The sequence below is a fragment of the Pseudidiomarina indica genome, from assembly GCF_900104245.1.
Classification (GTDB): domain Bacteria; phylum Pseudomonadota; class Gammaproteobacteria; order Enterobacterales; family Alteromonadaceae; genus Pseudidiomarina; species Pseudidiomarina indica.
This window is the reverse complement of the sequence record NZ_FMXN01000002.1, coordinates 125,414-149,513: the sequence shown is the minus strand read 5'-3', so window position 1 is coordinate 149,513 and position 24,100 is coordinate 125,414. Positions and strand designations below refer to the sequence as shown.

At 47.0% G+C, this 24,100-nt stretch carries 20 protein-coding genes; 14 read left to right on the top strand and 6 right to left on the bottom strand.

What is annotated here, in order from left to right; genetic code table 11:
* The first annotated feature begins 62 nt into the window (after positions 1-62).
* The 9 genes from BLP64_RS02385 (at position 63) to BLP64_RS02345 (ending at position 11,099) form a co-directional block, all read left to right on the top strand.
* Positions 63-1,241 carry a phenylacetate--CoA ligase family protein gene (locus tag BLP64_RS02385; protein WP_143001063.1) on the top strand — a complete coding sequence of 393 codons (1,179 nt, stop codon included), beginning with the start codon at positions 63-65 and terminating at the stop codon, positions 1,239-1,241.
* Between the two features lie 40 nt (positions 1,242-1,281).
* Positions 1,282-3,411, top strand: a complete 2,130-nt coding sequence (locus BLP64_RS02380; RefSeq protein ID WP_092591384.1) for a bi-domain-containing oxidoreductase — start codon at positions 1,282-1,284, stop codon at positions 3,409-3,411.
* Entirely contained in the window at positions 3,411-4,622 is a 1,212-nt protein-coding gene (gene wecC / locus BLP64_RS02375) for a UDP-N-acetyl-D-mannosamine dehydrogenase (protein ID WP_092591382.1), read from the top strand. Before BLP64_RS02380 ends, wecC begins: the two co-directional genes overlap by 1 nt.
* Positions 4,619-5,752 carry a non-hydrolyzing UDP-N-acetylglucosamine 2-epimerase gene (gene wecB, locus BLP64_RS02370; protein ID WP_092591380.1) on the top strand — a complete coding sequence of 378 codons (1,134 nt, stop codon included), beginning with the start codon at positions 4,619-4,621 and terminating at the stop codon, positions 5,750-5,752. Before wecC ends, wecB begins: the two co-directional genes overlap by 4 nt.
* Positions 5,749-7,368, top strand: coding sequence for a heparinase II/III family protein (locus BLP64_RS02365; protein ID WP_092591378.1), 1,620 nt, complete (start codon positions 5,749-5,751; stop codon positions 7,366-7,368). The genes wecB and BLP64_RS02365 overlap by 4 nt, the downstream gene beginning before the upstream one ends.
* On the top strand, positions 7,365-8,552 hold the full coding sequence (locus tag BLP64_RS02360) for a glycosyltransferase family 4 protein (RefSeq protein WP_092591376.1): 1,188 nt from the start codon (positions 7,365-7,367) through the stop codon (positions 8,550-8,552). Before BLP64_RS02365 ends, BLP64_RS02360 begins: the two co-directional genes overlap by 4 nt.
* A 65-nt stretch (positions 8,553-8,617) precedes the next feature.
* On the top strand, positions 8,618-9,691 hold the full coding sequence (gene wecA / locus BLP64_RS02355) for a UDP-N-acetylglucosamine--undecaprenyl-phosphate N-acetylglucosaminephosphotransferase (protein ID WP_092591374.1): 1,074 nt from the start codon (positions 8,618-8,620) through the stop codon (positions 9,689-9,691).
* Positions 9,692-9,767: 76 nt separating this feature from the next.
* On the top strand, positions 9,768-10,820 hold the full coding sequence (locus BLP64_RS02350; protein WP_092591372.1) for an NAD-dependent epimerase: 1,053 nt from the start codon (positions 9,768-9,770) through the stop codon (positions 10,818-10,820).
* A 93-nt stretch (positions 10,821-10,913) separates the two neighbouring features.
* Positions 10,914-11,099 carry a YgaP family membrane protein gene (locus BLP64_RS02345; protein ID WP_092591370.1) on the top strand — a complete coding sequence of 62 codons (186 nt, stop codon included), beginning with the start codon at positions 10,914-10,916 and terminating at the stop codon, positions 11,097-11,099.
* 89 nt (positions 11,100-11,188) lie between these two features.
* Here BLP64_RS02345 and BLP64_RS02340 read toward each other — a convergent pair whose 3' ends face one another.
* Positions 11,189-11,710, bottom strand: a complete 522-nt coding sequence (locus BLP64_RS02340; protein ID WP_092591368.1) for a cytochrome b — start codon at positions 11,708-11,710, stop codon at positions 11,189-11,191.
* A 123-nt stretch (positions 11,711-11,833) separates the two neighbouring features.
* Between BLP64_RS02340 and BLP64_RS02335 the strand changes: the two genes are divergently transcribed.
* Both BLP64_RS02335 and murI read left to right on the top strand, forming a co-directional pair.
* Positions 11,834-12,181, top strand: coding sequence for a zinc ribbon domain-containing protein YjdM (locus BLP64_RS02335; RefSeq protein ID WP_092591366.1), 348 nt, complete (start codon positions 11,834-11,836; stop codon positions 12,179-12,181).
* Positions 12,182-12,201: 20 nt separating this feature from the next.
* On the top strand, positions 12,202-12,951 hold the full coding sequence (gene murI, locus BLP64_RS02330) for a glutamate racemase (protein WP_092591702.1): 750 nt from the start codon (positions 12,202-12,204) through the stop codon (positions 12,949-12,951).
* 31 nt (positions 12,952-12,982) lie between these two features.
* On the opposite strand, the gene BLP64_RS02325 is transcribed toward murI, so the two are convergent.
* The 5 genes from BLP64_RS02325 to BLP64_RS02305 are packed head-to-tail and all read right to left on the bottom strand — an operon-like array spanning position 12,983 to position 19,581.
* Complete coding sequence (locus BLP64_RS02325; RefSeq protein WP_092591364.1) at positions 12,983-13,672, bottom strand: TetR/AcrR family transcriptional regulator; 690 nt, start codon at positions 13,670-13,672, stop codon at positions 12,983-12,985.
* A 37-nt stretch (positions 13,673-13,709) separates the two neighbouring features.
* Positions 13,710-15,041 (bottom strand): MFS transporter, encoded by a 1,332-nt coding sequence (locus tag BLP64_RS02320; RefSeq protein WP_176754889.1) that lies wholly within the window; start codon positions 15,039-15,041, stop codon positions 13,710-13,712.
* Between the two features lie 11 nt (positions 15,042-15,052).
* Positions 15,053-16,666: a class I adenylate-forming enzyme family protein gene (locus BLP64_RS02315; protein ID WP_092591360.1), complete on the bottom strand. Its 1,614-nt coding sequence runs from the start codon at positions 16,664-16,666 to the stop codon at positions 15,053-15,055.
* A 1-nt stretch (position 16,667) separates the two neighbouring features.
* A complete protein-coding gene (locus tag BLP64_RS02310) occupies positions 16,668-17,159 on the bottom strand; it encodes a MaoC family dehydratase (RefSeq protein WP_092591358.1) in 492 nt (163 codons plus the stop codon).
* Positions 17,160-17,193: 34 nt separating this feature from the next.
* Positions 17,194-19,581, bottom strand: a complete 2,388-nt coding sequence (locus tag BLP64_RS02305) for a TonB-dependent receptor (protein ID WP_092591356.1) — start codon at positions 19,579-19,581, stop codon at positions 17,194-17,196.
* A gap of 355 nt (positions 19,582-19,936) precedes the next feature.
* Between BLP64_RS02305 and BLP64_RS02300 the strand changes: the two genes are divergently transcribed.
* The 3 genes from BLP64_RS02300 to BLP64_RS02290 all read left to right on the top strand — a co-directional run bounded on the left by BLP64_RS02300 (position 19,937) and on the right by BLP64_RS02290 (position 24,096).
* Positions 19,937-20,401: a hypothetical protein gene (locus BLP64_RS02300; protein WP_092591354.1), complete on the top strand. Its 465-nt coding sequence runs from the start codon at positions 19,937-19,939 to the stop codon at positions 20,399-20,401.
* Between the two features lie 73 nt (positions 20,402-20,474).
* On the top strand, positions 20,475-22,838 hold the full coding sequence (locus BLP64_RS02295) for an ABC transporter permease (protein ID WP_092591352.1): 2,364 nt from the start codon (positions 20,475-20,477) through the stop codon (positions 22,836-22,838).
* 1 nt (position 22,839) lies between these two features.
* A complete protein-coding gene (locus BLP64_RS02290; protein WP_092591350.1) occupies positions 22,840-24,096 on the top strand; it encodes an HlyD family secretion protein in 1,257 nt (418 codons plus the stop codon).
* Positions 24,097-24,100: the final 4 nt, after the last annotated feature.

The following is a 24,100-nucleotide window of genomic DNA, read 5'->3' as shown; positions in this document are numbered from 1 at the left end:
CAGGGATTGGCAGGATTTATCGTACGCGAAAGCGTTCGATACTAGAATCTGAGCATTTTACAGTGGAGCAGAAGAAAGAGTTTGTTTTTAATCGTGTTAAAGCTATAGCAGTTTATGCCTTTAATAATATTCCATTCTACAAAGAGCTTTATCAAAATAACGGTATTAACCCTGAGAGTCTTAAAACTTTTGATGAACTGGATAGCTTGCCGATTATAACAAAAGCAGATTTACAAAGTGTTCCGCTGGAATTCCGATCATTTGGAATAAAAGGTCGTTTGTTAGAAAATACCGGGGGTAGCAGTGGGCATCCGTTAGAGCTTTACATCGAGCCCAATAGTGTTGGGCATGAGTGGGCGCATATGCACTATATCTGGAAAAAGCTTGGATTTAAGCAGTCAGATTTAAAGGTGGTTTTTGGCGGTAGAGCTGATGTAGAAAATGTTGTCCAGTATGACTCTGCGAGGCACCAGTTCAATGTGGACATATACAGTGGTTGGCAAAGCGTAGCAGATAAACTTCTTCAAATATTCGATAAATATTCACCTAAATACTTACATGGCTATCCTAGTTCTATTTTTGATTTTATGATATGGCTAGATAACAACAATCATCCGCTCTTACCAATCATGCGTAATCATATAAAAGGTATGTTTCTTGGATCAGAGTTACCTTCGCCACATTTACGTTCAACAACAGAAAAAATATTAGACTGTAAAAGTATTTCTTGGTATGGGCATACCGAACGCTCGATATTAGCGTACGAGGAAAGTGCTCCTGGTATTTATTCTCCGTTTGTGACTTATGGCTTTGCAGAGATGATAGACGATGGTCGTTTGATATGTACGAGCTACTACAATAGAGCCTCACCATTGATAAGATATGATACGGGTGATCGGATAGAAGGGAACTTAAATCACGGTTTACTTGAGAGTTTTACAATAAGTGATGGTCGTGAAGGTGAGTACGTACTTGATAAATTAGGGAATAAAATATTTCTTACAGGACTGGTTTTTGGCCGTCACCATCGCTTATTTGATATAGCTCGACATATACAAATATATCAGCCTCGTATAGGAGCAGTGGTTGTTCTTGTTACGCCAAGAGACGAATTAACTCCGGAGGATGCATCTGAGTACTTTGATACATCTAATGTACAGCTGGATTTTGAATTTAGAGTTATTGCCGAACCGATTCGTACCAAAGTAGGTAAGGTCCCTTTATTGGTCAAGAACGTGTAATCAGGCTTTTTTTGTCGACGTCATATTATATGAGATTTAAATGAAACAGATTCTTCAAAACTTAGGTAATGGTGAAACCATTCTTGCTGATGTTCCATGTCCTCATAATAAAGTAGGGCATCTGCTAATAGCCAGTAGTCAAACTTTAGTTAGCGCCGGTACTGAACGTATGCTCGTGGATTTTGGCAAAGCTAACTTTATTGAAAAAGCGAGGCAACAGCCCGATAAAGTTAAAATGGTTCTTAACAAAGTTCGCACTGATGGGATTATGCCGACACTTGAAGCTGTTCGGTCCAAATTAGATCAGCCCCTTCCTCTTGGATATTGTAATGCCGGGATTGTATTAGACAGCAGGGTACCCGGATATGAGATAGGAGACCGAGTGGTTTCTAATGGTCATCATGCTGAGGTAGTACGTGTACCACAAAATCTTTGTGCAAAAATCCCCGATAATGTTGACGACGAATCAGCTGCTTTTACGGTATTGGCGTCAATAGGGTTGCAGGGTGTTCGCTTGGCTCAACCTACGTTAGGCGAATGTGTTGTTGTTACTGGGTTGGGGCTGATCGGGCTCTTGACGGTTCAGCTTTTACGGGCGCATGGTTGTCGAGTATTGGGAATAGATTTCGATTCTCGTCGATGTGAATTAGCATGTAATTTCGGAGCTGAAACAGTTGATCTTTCTAAAGGGGAAAATCCCATCGAGATCGCAGCATCTTTTTCTCGAGGAAGAGGAGTTGATGCTGTAATCATTACAGCTGCTACAAAAAGTAATGAACCAGTACATCAAGCCGCACAAATGTGCCGTAAACGAGGGCGTATTGTATTAGTGGGAGTCGTTGGGCTTGAATTATCGCGTGCTGATTTCTATGAAAAAGAACTGAGCTTCCAGGTATCCTGTTCATATGGACCGGGGCGCTATGATCCTGAGTATGAAAATAAGGGGCACGATTACCCTGTGGGATTTGTACGTTGGACTGAGCAGCGTAACTTTGAAGCTGTGCTAGATATGATGTCTACCGGAGCTTTGAACGTAAAACCTTTAATCACCCATCGATATATGCTCGAAGAGGCTATAGAAGCCTATCAAACTCTGTCTAACCCATCTGCACTTGGAATTCTATTATCCTACCCAAATTCTAATGAAAGCAAAGTTGATTTAAGACGAAAAATTACACTTAATGCTAAAGAGGAATATTTACCAAGTGATGTTGTTTGTGCTTTTCTAGGCGCGGGCAACTATGCATCACGAGTACTTATTCCAGGATTCAAAGCTGGCGGAGCTAAACTGCATACATTAGCAAGTAGCGGCGGGGTGTCCGGGGTTCATCATGGTAAAAAGCTTGGATTTACGTATACCGTTACTGACGAAACAGAAATCTATAATGATAGTGAAAGCAATACTGTAGTGATTGCAACGCAACATAACCTGCATGCGAAGCAGGCGTTGTTAGCATTGAACGCAGGTAAGCATGTTTTTGTTGAAAAACCTTTAGCTTTAACGTTGGAAGAATTGGATGAACTAGAAGCAGCTTATGAGCAGACCGCTGGCAAGCAACATCTCATGATTGGTTTTAACCGTCGGTTTGCCCCCTTGGTTCAGCTAATGAAAAAGCTGCTGTCTTCTACCCAGCAACCTAAAAGCTTTATTATGACGATGAATGCTGGAGCAATTCCAGCTGAACATTGGACACAAGACCCAAATGTTGGTGGCGGACGTATTTTGGGTGAAGCTTGTCACTATATCGATTTAATGCGATTTTTGGCGGGTAGTGAGATTACTGACTTTAATGCGACCAAAATGGGTGATGTTCCTGGTGTAGAGGTGAGCGAAGATAAAGCAAGTATCACTCTTACGTTTGCCGATGGATCGTTTGGTACAATTATGTATCTGGCAAATGGTGGGAAATCATTCCCGAAAGAGCGCATTGAGGTTTTCTCCAACGATGCGGTTCTTCAACTTGATAACTTTAAAGCGCTGCGCAGTTACGGATGGCCTGGCTTTAAAGGAAAAAAACTTTTAAGCCAAGACAAAGGGCAAAATGCATGCGCAGCGGCTTTCATTCAAGCAATTCAACAAGGTAAACCAACCCCCATTCTAGCCGATGAGATCTTTGAGGTCTCACGAGTGTCAGTAAAAGTAGCACAAAGTTTAAAAGGACAACTCTAATGCAACCGAGCATTGTTACCTTAGGTCTGGGCTATATCGGCCTTCCAACTTCCGCTTTAATCGCCTCACATAAGATCCCTGTCAATGGTGTTGATATCTCACAACACGTGGTCGATACCATTAACGCAGGAAAAATTCATATTGTTGAGCCTGAGCTTGATCAGGCGGTTGCGAAAGCAGTCGCAGAAGGGTTTCTAAAGGCCAGTACTAAGCCAGTTGCAGCAGATGTTTATTTGGTGGTGGTTCCTACACCGTTTAAAGGGGGGAGCCATGAGCCTGATATTTCGTACATTCAGTCAGCAACGGATAGCATTATTCCGTTTTTGAAAGAAGGCGATCTATACATTATTGAATCCACATCGCCGGTGGGTACCACCCAACGCATGCAAGATTACATTTACTCGCAGCGTCCAGAGTTGAAGAACAAACTGTTTATTGCGTATTGCCCTGAACGAGTGCTCCCAGGTAACGTAATGCATGAGCTGGTTCATAATGATCGCGTTATCGGCGGAGTTGATGAAGCATCAACGGATAAAGCCTGTGCGTTCTATGGTCAGTTTGTTAAAGGGGAGCTGCATCGCACGAATGCGCGCACCGCCGAGATGTGTAAGTTGGTTGAAAACTCATCCCGTGATGTGCAAATCGCTTTTGCTAACGAGCTTTCAATTATTTGTCAAAAAGCGGACATTAATGTTTGGGAACTGATCAAGCTGGCGAACAAACATCCGCGTGTCAATATCCTTCAACCGGGTAGCGGGGTAGGTGGGCACTGTATTGCGGTTGATCCTTACTTTATTACTGCTGAGTTCCCGATGGAATCTCAAATTATTGGTAAAGCGCGCGAAATTAATAACTATAAGGCCTTTTGGTGTGCCGCCCAAATTCGTGATGCGATTACCCAGTTTACCTTGAAAGAAGGCAAGGCGCCTAAGGTGGCCTTGATGGGGCTTGCATTTAAACCAAATATCGATGACCTTCGCCAATCACCTGCTATTTACATCACACAACGAGTGTTGCAAGAAGCGAACGATGAAACTTATTACATTGTTGAACCCAACGTTGAGGAACATTCAGTGTATAAGTTAACGGATGTAACTGAAGCAGCGAACAATGCTGACATCATCGCGTTTTTAGTCGCGCACAATGAATTTAAACAACTTGATATACCACAAGGAACGCAAGTTTTAGACTTCTGTGGAGTAACTCAATGAAAGTATTAACGGTATTCGGTACGAGGCCTGAAGCCATTAAAATGGCACCTTTGGTCAAAGCTCTGGCTGCTGATAAGTTTTTCGAGGCAAAAGTATGTGTTACGGCACAACACCGTGAAATGCTTGACCAAGTATTAGAGTTATTCGATATCACGCCAGATTACGACCTAAACCTAATGAAGCCTGGCCAAGATCTTTATGATATTACCTCTGGGGTGTTATTGGGCTTGCGCAAGGTATTGCAAGAGTTTCAACCAGACATGGTATTGGTGCACGGGGATACTGCGACAACTTTTGCTGCAACCCTAGCTGCATTTTATCAGCAAATTCCTGTGGGGCATGTTGAAGCAGGGCTCCGCACTGGTGACATGTATTCCCCGTGGCCTGAAGAAGCGAATCGTGTTCTAACCGGGCGATTGGCCGCCGTACACTTTGCTCCAACCCAGCGGAATCAGGACGCTTTATTAGCTGAAAAGGTTAACCCAGATACCATTACCGTGACCGGCAATACCGTTATAGATGCTCTGCAATGGGTCGTGAATAAAATTGATTCATCGGTGGAGCTAAAAAGCCAAATTGATCAGGTTTTAACAGAAGCAGGACTAGATACTTCCGTACTAGCTAATCGCTACGTTTTAGTCACCGGGCACCGTCGGGAAAACTTTGGTAGTGGTTTTGAAAATATTTGTTCTGCACTAAAAGATTTAGCGACAGCCAACCCCGATGTTCATTTTATTTATCCTGTGCATTTGAACCCCAATGTACAAGAGCCAGTAAAACGCTTGTTGGGTGATCTTAATAACATCCATTTGATTAAGCCGTTAGGTTATGAGCCCTTTGTTCATTTAATGCAGAACTCATATCTAGTACTCACCGATAGTGGTGGGGTGCAAGAAGAAGCACCAGGGTTAGGAAAGCCTGTACTGGTGATGCGAGACACCACTGAACGCCCAGAAGCTGTAGAAGCAGGAACCGTACGTTTATTGGGAACAAATGTCTCAGTAATTCGGGAAGCTGTTCAAGGGCTTCTTGATGATACAGCGTTGTATACCACGATGTCACAAGCTCATAACCCCTATGGCGATGGTAAAGCATGTGAGCGAATCCTTCAGTTCTTGAAAATACAATGAAGCTAATTAGCAAATCGCTTTTATTGTTTAGGACAGTACGCCACCTTCGTCTACGGCAGGTGGCGTTTCAATTATTTTATCGAATCAGAGTTAAGCCTAAGGTTGCCACTAGCCAATCCGTAGCGTTGCGAGATTCTAAAAAAGGTTGGGAAGGGGAATTAACTGGAGCACAGTCATTTTTTCCACCTTATACGTTCGAGTTTTTGAACAAAAAAGAGAATGTATCAACTAGAGAAGCTTGGAATAATCACAACTTACCCAAACTATGGTTATACAACCTACATTACTTCGATGACTTAAACGCTCCTAGTAGTAACGAACGGACTTCTTATCACAGAGACTTGGTACTGCGCTGGATCACCGAAAACCCAGTTATGCATGGAAACGGTTGGGAGCCTTACCCTCTATCATTACGAATTGTGAACTGGATAAAATGGCTAAAACGTTTTCCGGAAATGTGCGAAAGCGCGGTTTTAAGTAGTTTGCACACACAAACTAAAGCCTTGGAGAAACAGCTTGAATTTCACATATTAGCAAATCACCTATTTGCTAATATTAAAGCACTCATCTTTGCGGGATATTTCTTCAAGGGTCCTGAAGCGGAAAGGTGGTTAAAAAAAGGACTTGATCTATTAAGCCATGAACTTTCAGAGCAGTTTCTTCCTGATGGAGCCCATTATGAACGCTCACCGATGTATCACTGCATTCTAATTTGGGACGTATTAGATCTAATTTGCCTATTGCGAGATAGCGATAGTAATAAAAAAATAGTTACTCACTTAGTTGAAGTGGCTCAACGAGGGGTAGGCTGGCTAGAGAAAATGCTACATCCCGATGGAGATATCCCTTTCTTTAACGATAGCACATTTGGTATAGCGCCTACCTTTTATTCAATTAAGAAATATGCAACTGAGCTAAATATTTCTTCTCAGTCTATGCCACTTAATGAAAGTGGGTTCGCCGTATTAAAATCCAAAAAGCTGCACATGATTATGGATATTGGAGAAATTGCTCCAACATATCAACCAGGTCACGCTCATGCAGCAGTTTCTTCTTTTGAATTGTCTGCTTTTGGTAAGCGTGTGTTTGTGAACTCTGGAATTAGCGAGTACGGAATTAGTGCTGAACGCTCGTTTCAACGTTCATCAGCTGCGCATAACACGGTTACAGCCATTGTTGCAGCCAAAGAGATTAGTAGTTCAGAAATGTGGTCTGGTTTTAGAGTCGCCCGCCGCTCTAAAGTGAATTCGAGCGCATTAGCAAGAACTGTAACATGTGAAGTTGAAGGGTTTTATGATGGCTCTAAAAAATGTAGGCATCGTCGGCACGTTATGCTTTCAGAAGAAGATGAGCAGTTAATTATATTGGATAACTTATACTCTGTAGATAGTGCCCGCGCTTATTTTTACCTTCATCCTGATTGGGGGATTAGAGTCGAAGGTGGCATTGTATACATCTCGGATGAAAGTCATGTTATTAAAGTTGAGTTTAAAGGGGATAACATGAATGTGATTAATGAGCCAGCATACTGGAATTGTGGCTTTGGAAAGCAGATTGAAAATCAACGAATTGTTGTAGAATTTACGAGTAAGCTAGGGATGCTGATCACATTATGAAAATCCTATTTCTAAGTTACTATTTTGAACCAGATTTATCTGCGGGTTCATTCAGAGCAACAGCTCTTATCAAAGAGCTTTCAGAACGCTTGCCAAAAAACAGTGAAGTTGATGTTATTACAACGCAACCCAATCGTTATCATACATTTAAGTCAGATAGTCTTGCTATAGAAAAGCGGGAAAATATTTCAATTCATCGGGTTCAGTTACCTAACCATAAAAATGGATTTTTTGATCAAGCACTAACTTTTAGACACTATGCTAGTTATGTAAAAAAAATAGCCAAGAAAAATCGATATAACATGGTTGTGGCAACATCCTCTCGATTAATGACAGCCGTGCTTGCTTCATATATTGCTCGCAAACAGAAATCAAAGCTCTATCTGGATATACGAGATATTTTTGTTGATACTATTTCTGGCGTATTTCCCTTGTATATCACGGCTTGGGCTGTTCCAATATTTGGCGCATTAGAAAAATATGCAATCAAAAAAGCTGATCATGTCAACTTAGTGAGTGAAGGCTTCAAAACATATTTTGATGAAAGATATCCGACAGCAACTTTCAGCTATTATACAAATGGTATTGATGATGTTTTTATGAACTACCAATGGCCAACTAATCTTGAAGAAAATAGCGAGCGGATTATTCTTTATGCAGGCAACATGGGAGATGGTCAAGGGCTACATTTGATTGTACCAGAACTGGCTCAATCATTGGGCAAACGTTATAAGTTTAGATTGATTGGCGATGGTGGAAAAAGATCGTTGCTAGTTAGCAAGATTAATGAGCTAGAATTAGATAACGTTGAGATATTGCCCCCGGTAAAAAGAGAAACGCTGCTTACTGAGTATGCAAAAGCTCACATATTATTCTTACATCTTAATGATGTCCCCGCATTTGAGAGAGTACTTCCTTCTAAGCTGTTTGAATATGCAGCGACTGGAAAGCCTATTCTTGCCGGTGTAGGAGGATATGCTGCTAAGTTCGTTAGCTCTCAGATTGATAATGCGGCAGTCTTCAATCCATGTAATGTACAACAAGCTGTGCAACGGATTGAGCTATTAAGCTCCGAGATTCAAGTGAGAGAGAGGTTTTTGAGTAAGTACTCGAGAAAGGCGATTAGTCGTGGGCTAGTGTCGAGTATTCTACAACCTAACAGTAGTAACAATGGACTGTGCTAGTGTTTTGCTAGACATGTAAATTTAAACAACCTAGATGTAACATCAACTCGCAGTAAGGAAGTTCAATGGACGCATGGCTAATAATGCTTTCTGCATTTTTGCTTTCAAGCTTTTTAAGTTGGGGGCTAATTCCAGTCGCATGGAAAGTAGGGCTTGTCGATAAGCCGTGCGAGCGTAAGAAGCATGTGGGAAGTATCCCACTTGTTGGTGGTATTGCAGTTTTTGCGGCAACCGTTATCGTGTTTTTGACCTATTTTCACCTTTCACTCGATCTTGTTTTATTCATCGTCGCATCAACCTGTATGGTAGCAATAGGGGTAATAGATGATCGTTGTGATTTGAGTGTTAGGTTACGTATAGTTGCTCAGTTGGCGGTAGCATCGCTTATCGTATTCGGATCGGGCACCTATATCTCCTCACTCGGGAACCTATTCGGGTTAGGTGTTATAGACTTAGGAATTTGGGGCTATCCATTCACTTTATTAGCAATTATGGCTGCGATGAATGCTTACAACATGGTTGACGGCATTGATGGTCTGTTAGGTTTGCTAGCGACGATAGCTTTCTTTGGGATTGCCTTGCTTGGGGTCACTCACAACCAAACATTCACGGTCATCAGTGCGCTTGTGATCACCTGTGCTTTGGTTCCCTTCCTGATGAGAAACGTTGGATTTCCAGTGAAAACCGCAAGAAAGATATTCATGGGGGATGCCGGCTCCATGTTTATTGGTTTAGCGATTGTGTGGTTATTGGCATTACTTACGAATACAAGCCATATTAGCGATAGCGGAACGTCAGTTCGCCCAGTGGCTGTGCTGTGGTTAATCGCGGTACCCATCATGGATATGCTAGCCATCATGGTACGACGTATTTATAAGCGTCAGTCACCTTTTAAACCAGATAGAAATCACCTACATCACATTTTCCTAAATGCTGGTTGTGATACGAAACAAACGTTAGGAATTATTGGTACGTACGCTTTGAGTCTTCTAGCTTTAGGGATGCTGCTAGAATGGTTGATGGTGCCGGAAGTCGTGGTGCTCACAGTGTTTTTCGCTGTGTTTGCTGTCTATTGTTATACCATTAATAGTGTCGGTTATGTAACGAAACTATGGGCAGTGTTAACTCGATTATTTTAAGACAGCGTCAACGACTTGTTGTGGCGCCATCGCTAGTCATTAATACAACGAAACATTAGAAAGGTTATTCAGCGTTATGAAAATTCTAGTCACAGGGACAGCAGGCTTTATCGGTCACTTCGTCGCATTGAAATTGCTCGAAATGGGGCACGAGGTGGTCGGCTTAGACAGCATTAATGACTATTACGATGTTGGGTTAAAGTACGGACGCTTGGAAGAGGCGGGATTTACGCGGGCTGCCGTTGTTCCCGGTCAACTGATTCAATCAGATAAATACGCCAGCTATCGATTTGTTCAAGGGCTTCTTGAAGATCGCGAGCTGATTAATCAGCTATTTGCCACCGAAGGTTTTGATGCGGTTTGTAATCTAGCGGCGCAAGCGGGTGTACGTTATTCGCTACAAAACCCTCACGCATACATTGATTCAAATATCATCGGGTTCATGAATATTCTTGAAGCCTGCCGCCATCATAATGTGAAGAATTTAAGCTATGCATCCAGCTCGTCGGTGTATGGCCTGAATGAAACCATGCCGTTCTCAACCTCCCATAACGTGGATCATCCCGTGAGCTTGTACGCTGCCACGAAAAAATCGAATGAGCTGATGGCGCATACCTATGCCCACTTATACGGCATTCAGTGTACTGGCTTGCGGTTCTTTACTGTGTATGGACCTTGGGGACGCCCTGATATGGCCCCGTTCTTGTTTACCAAAGCAGCGTTTAACGGTGAAACCATTAAGGTGTTTAACCACGGCAAAATGAAGCGTGACTTTACCTACATTGATGACATTGTTGAAGGCGTGGTGCGGGTCATTGAAAAGCCGTGTACGGCCAACGCTTCCTGGAGCGGTTTAACTCCTGATCCTTCCAGCTCGTCTGCGCCCTATAAGATTTACAACATTGGCAACAGCGATACCGTTGAATTGATGGACTTCATTCAAGCGGTTGAAGCCGCCGCCGGCGTCGAGATTGCCAAAGAGTTTATGCCCATACAACCCGGCGACGTCGTTGCGACATACGCTGACGTAACCGACCTTACCGAAGATATGGGCTACCGCCCGTCTACGCCAGTCACTGAGGGCATGCGGCGGACTGTTGCTTGGTACCGCGACTTCTACAACGTGTAACACGTGTTGTATATTCAGTAAAATCTAATTTAGACAAACGCGAAATAATAAGTTATGATGAGCTCATCGTCTTAAAGTGGAAAGGAGCTTGTTATGACGGTTGATAATGGTGTTCGTGTTTTTGCTGGAATGATGGTGTTGGTGTCGTTGGCATTAACGGCTTACGTTCACCCGAACTTTGTTTGGTTAACGGCGTTTGTTGGCCTCAACCTTATTCAAAGTGCGTTCACAGGGTTTTGCCCAGCTGCTTCATTGTTGAAAAAGCTGGGACTTAAATAGTCGCGTTGACTTAAACGTCACATAAAAAGGCCGAGGTGTTTGGCTCCACCTCGGCCTTTCTTATTTCTGGCGTGCTGGCAAAAGCGCGGTTAAACCATCGAGCGCAGCAATTGCTTGTCGCCACACAGGTGGTGTTTCACGGCCATCACAATATGGCCAACAATGGCCAGCAGCAGGAGCCATGCGACCGGGGAGTGCAATTCCCCCAGTTGCGCCATCCAGGCAATTTCAGCACCGCGCTCAACCAGTTGGCAGCCGAATACTTTCAAGCCGTAACCGTTGCCGACCATCTTGCAAATGCCCAGTAACGGCATAACAGTAAGCAGGCCATACAAGCTAATGTGACCGAGTTTGGACCACAGGTTGGCGGCTTGTGGGTTCACCGGCCGCTGATTCAGTTGGGTGAAGGCCCAAATCATGCGGGCAATCACCAACACCAGCAGAAAAGCACCTATGTTGATGTGGTAGGGCACGAGGGTTTCACCCACCCAATGCTCCCCATCGTTGATGCGGTCAAAAAATTTGGCGAACTGCCACAGCACTAAAATTGCAGTAAACCAATGGAAGAACCTTGAAACTGCACCGTACTGGTGCTGTTGATCGTTTATCATTGTTATTGCTCCCATTTATCACGGTTCCGATACCGTTCTAGCCCTATTATTCTCTTTCTTGCCAGAAAAGGCTATGATCGCGCTACCGATTCATTGTATTTTTATAAAAAGTAGCGAGATATTATGAGTTTACCAAATTGTCCTAAGTGCGATTCAAGTTATGTGTATGAAGATCAAGCCTTATTGGTTTGCCCTGAGTGTGCGCACGAATGGAATCCGAACGAAGTGCCTGAGGATGATAGTGTACAGGTGAAAGATGCCCATGGCACGCCATTGGCAGAAGGTGATAAAGTAACGCTCATTAAAGACTTGAAAGTGAAAGGCTCGTCGTTGGTGTTAAAAGTAGGCACCAAAGCGGTCATTAAGCGCTTTGTGGACGGTGATCACGACATTGACTGTAAGGTAGATGGCCAAGGCGACATGATGCTGAAGTCAGAGTTTGTGAAGCGCCAAGGCGGTAAAGACGACTAACGCCACGCGCAGAGGTGGGTGTGAAACTAGGTGTATTCGATAGCGGCGTAGGCGGGTTAACCGTGGCGCGCGCCTTGCAACAAAGCGGCTATTTTAGTGAGCTGCTTTATTACGGTGACACGGCGCGGGTTCCTTACGGGAACAAAGATAAAAGTACGGTCACGCGTTATGCGCTCGAAGCCGTTGAGTTTTTTAACGGTGCCGCGGTCGATGGGGTGGTGGTTGCCTGTAACACGGTGAGTGTTACGGCGCTGGCCACCATGCAGGAATATTCCAACAAGCCGGTGTACGGCGTGGTCGAACCCGGCGTGTTGGCCCTGCAGCAATTGCCTCATGTTACCCAAGACACACCCATTTTAATTATTGCCACCCGTTCGACCATTCAGTCAGGGGTGTATCAGCAACGTCTTGCCGAGTTAGGGTACGGTTCGGTGCAGGCGTTGGCCACGCCCATGCTGGTGCCCATTGTGGAAGAAGCCTTGTATTCGGGCCCGGTGCTGGAAGCGGCGTTACATCATTATTTTGCGGGGGTAGCACGGCCTGAGGTGGTGCTGCTGGGGTGTACGCACTTTCCACTCATTGCCACGCCCATTGCCGAATATTTTGGCGGCGTGCGCACCATTCATTCTGGCGAAGCCATGGTCAGTTGGTTGCAGCAGCAGTTACAGTTGCAGCAGCGCTATGAGCGAACGCCCATTCATATTCTGGCATCCGAAAATGTTGCAGCGGTGCGTCACACCGCGCTGCATTGGGGGCTAACCGAGCTGTAGCTGGCGGCGGTGCGCCAGGCATAGGCGCAGGCTAGCTATAAATGGCTTGGTACCAGATATCGCTTAAAAACTCTGCCAACTCTGCGTCGGTGGGGCATTCTTGTTTAATCACTAAATCCAACGGGGAATCCACATCGCTGAGTAAGCGGCGGGTGAATTCGTCGGTCATGGAGCTGAGTGAAAACACCAGCATTTGGGCTTTGGCTTCTGGCATGCAGGTTCGTTTGGCGATGTTTTTTGCCACCCGCATAATGTAGCTGGAGTTCAGTGAATCATAGAAGTCGGCGAACGAGGGCATCACCAAGCTCACTTGCAAAATGCAGCGCATCAGCCCGGCATTCAGGCGGGCAATTTTCAGCCACGCCAAGTTACTGGTGTATAGCGCCGTGCGGTTATCGCGCCCTTGGGCGGTATTTTGTGCCATGGCTTCATAAATTTGCGTGGAAAAAGCTTCCAGGGTGACCTGGGTGATCTCTTCTTTGTTTTTGAAGTACAGATAGAACACGGCGTTGGAAACTTGGGCGGTTTCGCAAATATCGGATACGCGCAGTTCTTGGTAACCAATTTGATTCAGCAATTGAGCGCACGCCCAAATCAGGGTTTGTTTGGTGCGCTCGCCTTTTTTGGGTGCCGGCGACTCGGTCTGCTGCTCCAGCAACACCTGGGGATAGTCACGGTTTAAAATTGGATGGCTATAGTCGGGCATGGTTGAACAACTCATTTCCTTATTGCTGCTAAAGGCTTGATGTTAGCGTATTTCATTTGGCACTGCCAAGGCTTGCTTGGTAGCGCCGCTGAAACGCGTACAACGAACACAATGACAACAAAATCAAGAGGGCTGGCAACAAGGTAGCGGTGACCAAAATGGCGTGGGTGGCGGTGTCACTTTGGGTGTCGGAACCCGCTAAGAAGCCTCCTTGTTGCAGCGCAACCCCCACTAAAAACGGTGCAATGGCCAAGCCTGATTGTTCGGTGGCAGTCCATAAGCCGGTAAACACCCCTTCAGAGCCAAACCCGTGGCGCTCGCCGTGGTGATGAATGGTGTCGCTGAGCAGCGCGTACGGAATCATTTGAATGGCGGCAAAGCCAAGACCGAAGCCGATGCCGAAGCCAATAAAGTGCCCGTAGGGAATGTGTAAGCCAAAGCAGTACATGGTGACCGAAATAACCATGTAACCGATGGCGCCAATGGCAAAGGCGGTGACTCGTGAGGTCAGCAGCGACAGCTTTTGCCACAGCGGCATGGCCACCATGGCGGTAATAAAGGTGGCGCTTAAGAAGGTACCGGCCGAAGCGGGCGAGAAGCCGTTGGCAAACACCGCCAAGTAGGTGGCCGAGGCCAGCAAAATGCCCACCGCAATAATTTGCAGAATATGGGTGATAATCAAGTAGCTAAACAGCGGCGTCATCACGCCTTTAATTTGCTTGAAAAAGCCAATTTTTGCCACCTTGATGGTGGGTTGCAGTAGCTTTAACGAACGAATCGATAGAATGCTGCACAGCATAAATACCACGCAAATCAGTGCCAGAATCACGGCGGTTTGCTGGTAGGCTCCCAAGGTTTGGCCGAAATGGGCAATCAATAGCGGCGGCAAGCCAGAGCCAAGAATAATCCCCAACATGACTCCCGAGGTGCGGTACGACATAATTTTCAGCCGCACGTTCGGATCACTGGAAAGTTCCGACGGAATGGTAATGTAGGGCACGGCGAATAGGGTGTACGCGGTGGTGGAGAATAAATAGGTGATCAGCACCCACCAAAACGCCAGCGTTGTGCTGGCGCTGCTCGGTACGCTAAACATCAGGATCAAGCCAATGGGCATCACCAACGCACCAAGCAGCATAAAGGGCAAGCGCCGGCCGTACTTGGATTCAAACGTATCGCTCCAGCGCCCGACAATGGGGTTGGTGATCATGTCCCAGAGTTTGGGAATGAGCAGGGCCAGCCCCGCTAGCCCGGCTTCCACGCCTTGCAACTGGGTGAGGTAAAACAAAAGCAACACGGTGGGAGTGGTGCCGAACAGGCCGGTGCCCACCGAACCCAAAGAGAAACCAAGAATTCGCGCGGTGGAAAGCTGCTGATTGATCACAAAGTTACATCCTATTCTGTGGCACTGTTAAGCTGTTCGAGCGCTTGCTCACGCAGCGCTTGGCGATTAATTTTGCCATTGGCTAATTGGGGAATGTCGTGCAAGAACGCAATGAATTTTGGCACTTTATAGTTGGCCAAGCGTTCTTTGCAGTATTCCTTCAGCGCATCGGCGGTGACCGTGCTGCCCGGTTTGGGCTGAATGTAGGCGAAGCCAACCTCATGGTACAGCGCATCGGGCACCGCCACCACAATGCTTTCCAGCACGGCAGGGTGGGCGTTGAGGGTTTGTTCTATTTCGCGAGGGTACACGTTGTAGCCACCGGATTTGAAGCGTTCTTTGGTGCGCCCAGCTAAAGCAACGGTGCCATCGGGGTTTTGGCGGCCTAAGTCACCGGTTTTTAAGTAGCCATCGGCGGTGAAGGCTTCGGCGGTGGCTGCTTCATTGTTCCAATAGTACGAGAAACAGTAGTCGCTGCGGATCTGGATTTCACCCACATCCCCTTCGGCAACGGGCTGATCCTGTTCGTTGGCTAAGCGGAACTCAACGCTGGCAACGGGCGTGCCCACTGTACTGGCTAACACGTCATCGCTGCCATCCAGCACCCATAACACCGAACCCACGGTTTCGGACATGCCGTAGGCGTTCAACACCCGCGGGCAAATGCTGCGTAATTGGCGAATGAGCTCGATGGAAGCAGGGGCGCCGCTGAATAAAATGCATTGCAGCGACGATAAATCAGCCTTGGCAAAGCTTTCGTGGGCTAATGCCAACTGGAACATGGTCGGAATTTGGCCCCACAGGGTAATGCGATGCTTTTGAATCAGTTCAAAGCTTTCTGGCACATCAAACTTGGCTTGCATGACCACACAACCGCCGGCGGCAATCATGCTGGTGGTAATATCGCCAATGGAGCCAATGTGGTTAATGGGCAAGTTATTAATAATGGAGGGCTGCTCTAAATTCAGCAGCTCGGCTTGTTTAATGCTCGCCTTGGTCAGCGCGTATTGGCTAATGACCGCACCTTTGGGGCTACCGGTCGTTCCCGAGGTATAAATCAGTGCTGTTGGCGTGGCTGGCGGCATGTCAAAGTAACTGGGCAGTGTTGCACTTGGCAAGGGTTGCAGCACGTGCTCGGCGGTTAATTCAGCGGTGCCAACCGGCGCAATGGCCAGTTGGCTTCGCTGATCCACTTGCAGGGCGGTGCACACCCACAGGTTTTCCCGCGTACGGAAAAACTCCTGTACTTGTGGGCTGGCGTGCGCCAAGCTGGTGGCATCCAGCCAAATACTTTTTGGCTGGGCGTTGCCCAATACATAGTCCAGTTCAGCAGGGCTGTACTTGGTGTTTAACCCTAACCAGATAGCGCCCAACCGAGCGGCGGCAAATAAATGCACGGGGAACACTAATCCCGGTTGTGCATAAAGCGCGACCACGTCTCCCGGGCCAACCCCTTGCGCGCTAAGATGACGAGCGCAGAGGTCAATTTGGGTGGCGAGTTCAGCATAATCGAGCGTCAGCTCTTGGTGGATAATTGCGGGCGCATTCGGCGTATGAATGCGCCAGTAATTGACCAGATCAAAGAGTTTTTGCTGATAGGCGATATCGGGTAGGGTCACACTCACGTCAGTTCTCCAAAGTTAAGCGTTTTCCAGCGTCATTCGCAACGAATAAGCCTTTCCAAATGGCCACCAAAGCCAGTTTGGTGGAGCCTTCTAACTCCACTTCACAATGGAAGGTGCGTAACCACTCGCCGGGGCGAACTTCTTCTAATGCGGCTAAGGTTAACCGACAGCGAATACGCGCATTCACCGGAACAGGGGCCAGAAAACGTACTTTATCAAACCCATAGTTGAGTGCGATCCCTTCTGGATTGGCCTCGGAGGTGGTCGGCCAATCCAAAATTTCATGGGTAAAGTGCGACAGCATCGATAAAGTCAAAAAACCGTACGCAATGGTGGTTTTGAATGGGCTGTGTTGCTGCGCCCATTCAGGATTCATGTGGTACGGGTCAATATCACGAGTCAGCTTGCCAAACGCATCGATTTCTTCTTGCGTAAAGCTGATCCACTCGGATACCCCCAGTTCTTTGCCAATATCTTCAGCACTAATATTCATGATGACGTCCTTTCCTATTTATTTTTCGTTTTCATTAAAATTGATAGTTCGCTTTGATACCCCAAGTGCGTGGTGCGCCGTAAATTTCGTACGCGCCGCCTAAGTCATCGGCCCGTGCGTTGGTGCGATACTCGGTGTCGGTGAGGTTTTTCACGAACAAGCTGAACTGCCAGTTGCTATCAAATTTGCTAAAGCCCACTTGCAAGTTCACTTTGCCGTACGCACCTTCGGTGAACACGGTTTGCTCAGCCAGGTTACCGATGTAGGTAAAGTTTTGTGAGCTGCGCCAGTCATACATAATTTGCGCAAAGCCGCCGTAGCCACTGGTCAGTTCAAAGTCATGACGCACGAGCAAGTTGGCGCTGAAATCTGGCTTGTAGTTCAGCTCTTTGCCTTCTAACGCAAATTCTTCACCGGTTAATGGCGATAATTGGGTGGCTGCAGAGTCGGTAATTTCACCTTCTGCATGACCAACCATGGCCTGTACCAACCAGTTGTCGCTTAATAGATAAGTTAATTCTAAGTCAAAGCCGTACACTTCCGCGTCGCCAATGTTCTGGAAACGGTCCAGCGTGACCCCGCCTTGGGCTGGAACCCGCGCGCTGCCTTGCAGGTTGCTGTAGTCGTAATAGAAAGCTGACGCGTTTAGACGCAAACGACGGTCAAGTAAATCTGACTTCACCCCAAACTCATAGCCGTTGATGGTTTCTGAATCGTACTTTTCAGCCCCTTCGTTACTTAATACTAAGCCGCCTGGGAAACCGCCCGATTTAAAGCCGCGCGATAATGAGGCATAGGCCAAGAAGTCACGGTTGGCTTGGTAGTTTAAGGTGACTTTGCCCGATACGTCGTCAAAGCTGGCGTCCGGTTGGGTGGCGTCAACTAACAACATACCCTCGTTCGGATCGGTGCCGCCCACCGGCCCATATAAATGGGTTTGGCCCGCAAAGCTCTTGTCTTCTTTGGTAAATCGTAATTCAGTGATCAGGCTCAACCGGTCGGTGAGGGAGTAATCCGCTCGGCCGAAAATTGCCAGTGCTTCGACGTCTTGCTCATACAGCTGATGCACGCGGGTGTGGCCAAAGCCCACCGGGATAATGCCTTGGGTGCCAATAATGGTGGAATCTTCATCCAGCGATTCTTTGGCGTAGTTGATGCCCGCAAGCACGCGTAAATTATCGAAATCGTAGGCTAAGCGGAATTCTTGGCTAAACGATGAGATTTCGGTTTGGTAATAGATGTCTTGGTACGAACCACCCACTGCGTCCCAGTCGTTCGGGCGCGCATGGTCAAATGATTCCCAATGGGTGATTGAGGTCAACTGAATGTCGTTGTCGGTATGGTAGTTCATGGCCAAGGTCGCGCCAATGGAGCGGTTATCGAGGCGGTTAATGGTGGAGCTGGCGCTGTCATGCACGCCGACTAAGCCCAATTCTTCGACCGTTTGACCGGTAATAGTGGCGCAATGGCTGTCGTCACGATAGCCCGCTAACAACGACGAACACACAGCATTGGTCAGTGCGCCATCGGCCAGTCCTGGCACCATGGTGTCACTGCCTTCCCAAATGCCGATAGGGCGGAGCAGGTCGAAGTCAGACTTGTTTTCGCCACCAAAGATTTTCAAGTTGGCGTTGAATTTGTGGTTGGCTTCGTAATAGAACTGCACGCGCGTGGCCCATTCATCTTGTGCGCCATGGCCGGTGCGGGTAAATGAGCCGGCACCATCGGGCTGCACACTGTGCATGTAGGTGTTGTCGCTGCTCACGTGGCGGCCAGAAATACGCATCGCCAACTTGTCGGTGATCACCGCGTTATAGGCACCTTCGAGCTCCACTTTGGCATATTCACCAATGCCGAAGTCAAGGTAACCGCTGTTGCCTGCCAAACTGGGCTTGGCGCTAATCACTTGGATGGCGCCGGCGTTGGCGTTACGGCCGTACAAGCCGCCTTGTGGGCCTTTCAGTACTTCAATTCGTTCGAGGTCATAAAATGACGAAGCCATCAAGGCAACTGATGGCTTGTAAATTTCATCATCGTAGAAAGCGGCGGCGGGGCTGTTGTTGACGCGGAAGTCGGCTAAGCCCACGCCGCGAATAAACACCACGGGCACGCCGCCCCCGGTGGCCTCTAACAATTGCACGTTAGGAATAAGTGATACCAAGCCATCCACATCGCTCACGCCAGCTTCTAGCAAGTCTTCGCCAGAGAAGCTGTTGAGCACCATACCGGTTTCTTGAATGGTGCTGACGGTTTTTTCTGCCGTGACGGTGATGTGTTCAAGCTGGCGGGTATTCACCGGCTCTTGTGGGTCGTTGTCTGTTTCTTGTGCGACTACAGCCATAGGGGCGGTAAGTGCAAACAGGATTGCTGAACTTAACAGGGAAAGCTTTAGCGGGTTTCGCAGAGTTTGCTGAGTAGCCATAATTGTTCCTATTTCCTGGTTGTTATTTCTTATCGTTATCGTTTACGAAAAAACTGATACTGACGTTAGTTTTGTTTAATTGGAGAGGAAACACAAGATAAACATGTTTGATATTTGAGTGATCCGATCAGTTAAATGGCATTAACTAAAGTTCGGAACCTCATAAATATGGCGTCTATTTCGGATATGAGCATGCTGAATCTTGAATTGATTCTAGAGCTGCATAGCAAGAGCAATAACTTAATTGTTTTCAATAGGAAAACTCATTGTTGACATTTAGTTAACATATGCGCAGCATCTCTATATAAGGATTGTGGGGGAAACTCCCCCCCCTTATTCTCAAGGAGGGCGATTTATGAAAGTCATGATAGCTGCGTTGTGTTTTTTAATGATTGGAACTGTCAGCGCAAAACCGAGCATTTTTCAGCATGATATTCCGTTGCCTGCAATGCAATTTTTAAGTTCGGGAATGCCAAATAATGCGCCTGCTCTTTATATGTGGAATGAGCAAGGCGACCCCATTTCTTTCTACGATTTGGAAGGAATCCGAGAGGCTTTTTCTGAGCCTCAAGCGATTCCAGAAATGTCGCTTACCAAGCAGCAATATCAAGGGTTCACGTTTTTAGAAACCTATTTGTCTGATAAGGGGGTTTGGCAACAAGGTCAAAAAATTGCTGTGTTACACGTTATTGATCCGCAACTGAGTTCTTGCCCACCCTGCCAAGAAGCTGAAGAAATCTTAGTTAATTTCTTTCAAAAGAATGCGGCTGAGAGTACAACTGAGTATGTGCTGATTAAAACACTCATGACCAATGAGTAGCTAAACCAACAAAAATGTCCTGATTTCTGATAAGGATAGCTAGTAGCAGGCTAGTAGGAGAAAAGGGATAGCGATGTACTATGGATTGTGGCGGTATTGGGTTCAGGCGAAAAAGGAGCTGCTGACGCTGGGAAGCGCCTTTGGTTTGCTGTTTGCGTTTATTACGTTATTGGCCATGGTTGCGTTGGGCGGCGCCTTTAGTAAGGGAAATCAACAGCTATTTGCGGTTGGAGTGCAAAACTCGAGCGGTTCTTTGTCTCATATTAGCCCCTTTGTCAGTGAGATTTTGGATGACATTGCGGGGGTGCAAAATCGCTTGGTGTGGTCACAAAACAACAACCAAGTAGAGTTGTTCGGCCAGGAACAAAATTTAACGATTATCTTTACCAATAGCCAATACCTGTCCATGCTGAAACCGAAGTTCTTCAATGGGGCGCATCGGTATCAGTGTGACCCGAAGTGCACCTTGGTGGGCGCGGCGGTTGCAGCCAAATTTGGCCAGCCTGAAACCATTCGCGTGGGCGGGCAATTGTACGAGGTGACCGCCACCTTCGATCAAGACAGTTTTGAATTCCCCGGTGGGCAGCCCGCCGACATTATTTTAGATATTTCCCAATTCGCTGTGGCATCCAGCATGAGCCAAATGTTTACCATGATGGCCACTCATTTTACCGATATTTCGGCAGCACAAATCGCGGACTTTATTCCTGTTTTTCGTACCTTGATTGAAGTGTCTCCAGCCACTGACCACGCTATTTTGCGAGCCCAAGTTGCCGAGGCATACGACAATCAAAAACATCTGTTTGGCGATATTCGTCGCATGATTAGTCTACTGGGCTCGGATGATAAAACCTTGGGCTTGATTCAAGGCCCGTTTTTTGACCAGAAAGCCAAGGACAACATGCAACTGATGCAGATGTTGTTTTTGGTTGCCGCGCTGCAATTATTTTTGGTCACTGTGGTGAACATTGTCAGTGTGATCACTCGCTTTAATTTGATGCGTGCTTATGAGAACAGCTGCCGTTATGCGCTTGGCGGGCATCGCTGGAGCCTGTTTTTAAATAACATTTATTTTATTCAGCCGATTATGTGGGTTGCGGCGGGCGTGGGGTTACTGAGCCTTGGGGTGCTCCATGCGTTATCTGCGGAGGTGCTAAAAGCGCATTTGGCAATCACACTGCCGCCGCTGTTGAGCTTGGTTATGGCGTTTGCGGCGCTCATGGTGATTGTGGCGCTGTGTTTGCCTGCATTGCTGAATGTGAAGGTGCTGCTCAAGGGCTTAACCACGGCGAAAACAACGCTAACGCGCGCAACTATTTTGCAGGTGCGCGGGTTAAATATTCTGTTATTTGCGTTAGCCACCATCAGTGTCTTTTTGGCCTTATCGACGTTTAGCCACTGGCAGGCATTAAAGCAGCGCGGTACGGAAAATATTTTACCAACCGCCCAAATGATACACATGATGCGGACGGGCGAGGGGCCTATTGATCCCCGTTTCGAAAGTGTGATGCGTGCCATTGAACAGAGAATTCCCACGGCTGGATTTTTAAGTGTGTTGCCGGGTGATCGTAATTTGGGTTTTAAGAGTTTGCAGTTCAATGATGAGCAATGCCAAGCACAATTTGATGGGTGGGAGAATCGGTTTTATGGCAGTCCATTTGCGGTGATAACTGGGCAAGATATTCATGCCGATAATTGGGGGCCCAATGATGTTGCGATATCACAAAGTGTGCTGGCGGTGTGTGGATTCGATGCTCAGGACGTGCTTGGCCGCTACTTGCAAGATGCGCATAACAATCGCTACCAAATACAGGCAGTGGTGAACGACTTGCTTTATGACGTTCATGTCGCAACCCCGCCGCTGGTCATTTATCTGCGCGATAAAAGCTTATTGCAATACCGCAATATCGTCATTCCTGAGCACGTGGATTTAGCCAAGCTGAGCGACGATTTAGAACGGGATTTTGTGGAATACAACCTTGCCTTAGAAATCAGAGAGCAAGGCACCTTGGCTGACTTTATTGCCAGCAAGCTGACCCGTGAAACCACCACCATGGTGATTTGTTTTATCTTGATGGGATTGTCGTTGAGTGTGCTGTTTTTAGCCTTTACCCAGCATATTGCCAAGGTGTTGCTCATGCGCAATCGCGAGTGGGGAACGCAGCGGGCAATGGGTGCTAATCGCCAGCAGCTGAGCCGTGCATTAATGATTGAACTCGGCCAAGAGTGGGGGATTGCGTTGCTTTTGTCAGCTGTTTTTGCCGTGAGTTATGCCCATTTGCAGCAACACTTGTTAAGTGCAAATACGGTGGTAACCTTGGTGTTTGTGCTTTTGGCAGCAACTGGAGTGCTGGCAGGAGCAGGATATTATGCGGTGGCGCAGTTACGTCAGCAATGTCGTCTAACGCCGGCCAATCTACTAAGAAGTGAATCGTGAAATGGACCTCAAACAAATTCAACAACAAGTTGCGCAGAAAAAGAAACGACGGTTCGTGCTGTGGTTAACGAGCATTGGCGTCCTCCTAGTCGTGTTGCTAGTAACCCTGTTTCAGCTGAATCAAAATAAAATTTCGCTGAATGAACTGCAGTTGAGCCAAGTTGAATGGGGCGATTTTGCGGTGAAGGTGGTGGCCAATGGGCAATTCAGAAGCCGCACCCCCAGCTTGGTGACGGTGAAGCAAGAAGGCGTGGTACAACATATTTTGGTGGAAGAAGGGCAGTTTGTTGAAACCGGAACGCCCTTGCTGGTGCTAAGTAACGACAACTTGCTCTTTAAACGCACGCAATTAGAAATGCGCCTGCACAACAGTCAGTTGGAATATGAACTGAAAAATGCCCGTTTGGCCTTAGAAATTGTGCAGCAAGAGGCGGAAGTGGCCCGTTTGGCGGGCGAGTACAAGGTGGTGGAAGCCCGCTATTTAGCGCAAAAACAGTTGGCAGAACAAGATGTGGTATCGGCGTTGGATTTAATGGCGACGCGTGAAAGTTTGCACAACCTTCAGCGGCAGCATAGTTTAGCTCAACGTACCTTGGCGTCGATGGAAAACTTGCATGACAAAGAAAATATCTTGGCGCGCTCAAGAATTACCGACGTGGAGAACGAAATTAAGGCCATCGAGCGTGACATCGAGGAATTAACACTGGTGGCAAATGAAGCCGGGCAAGTGCAGAAAATCAATGCTCAGTTGGGTGAGAATTTGACCATTGGTGCGGCCGCTGTTGCCTTATCACGCAGCGATGACTTGCAGTTTGTCGCCCAAGTTCCCGAGCGGGAAGCTCAGCGTATTCGCAATTTAAGTCAGGCGCGAATTCGGGTGGATGGCACTTGGCTGGAGGGGGATGTGGAACGGGTGAGCCCGAACGTGGATAACGGCTTTGTCAGCGTGTTTATTCGGTTTGAGCCAACTCCAGGGTTGTTGCTGCGGCAGGATTTATCAGCCACTGTCGAGATCACGACTGAAGTGCTTGAAAACACCTTGTTTGCCGACCGCCGTATCGCGAATACTGAACAGAGTCGGCAAGATGTGTGGGTGTTTGATCCGCACAACCAAACCTTAACCAAACGGAGCGTGAACCTTGGGGTGGTGTCGCAGCAGAAAGTGGTGATTGTTGATGGGGTCAACGCTGGTGAGCTGGTGGTGAGTTTTGAACAAGGGCGGCAGTGGCGCAACACACCCCCAACAGTGGTTCAGTAACGGG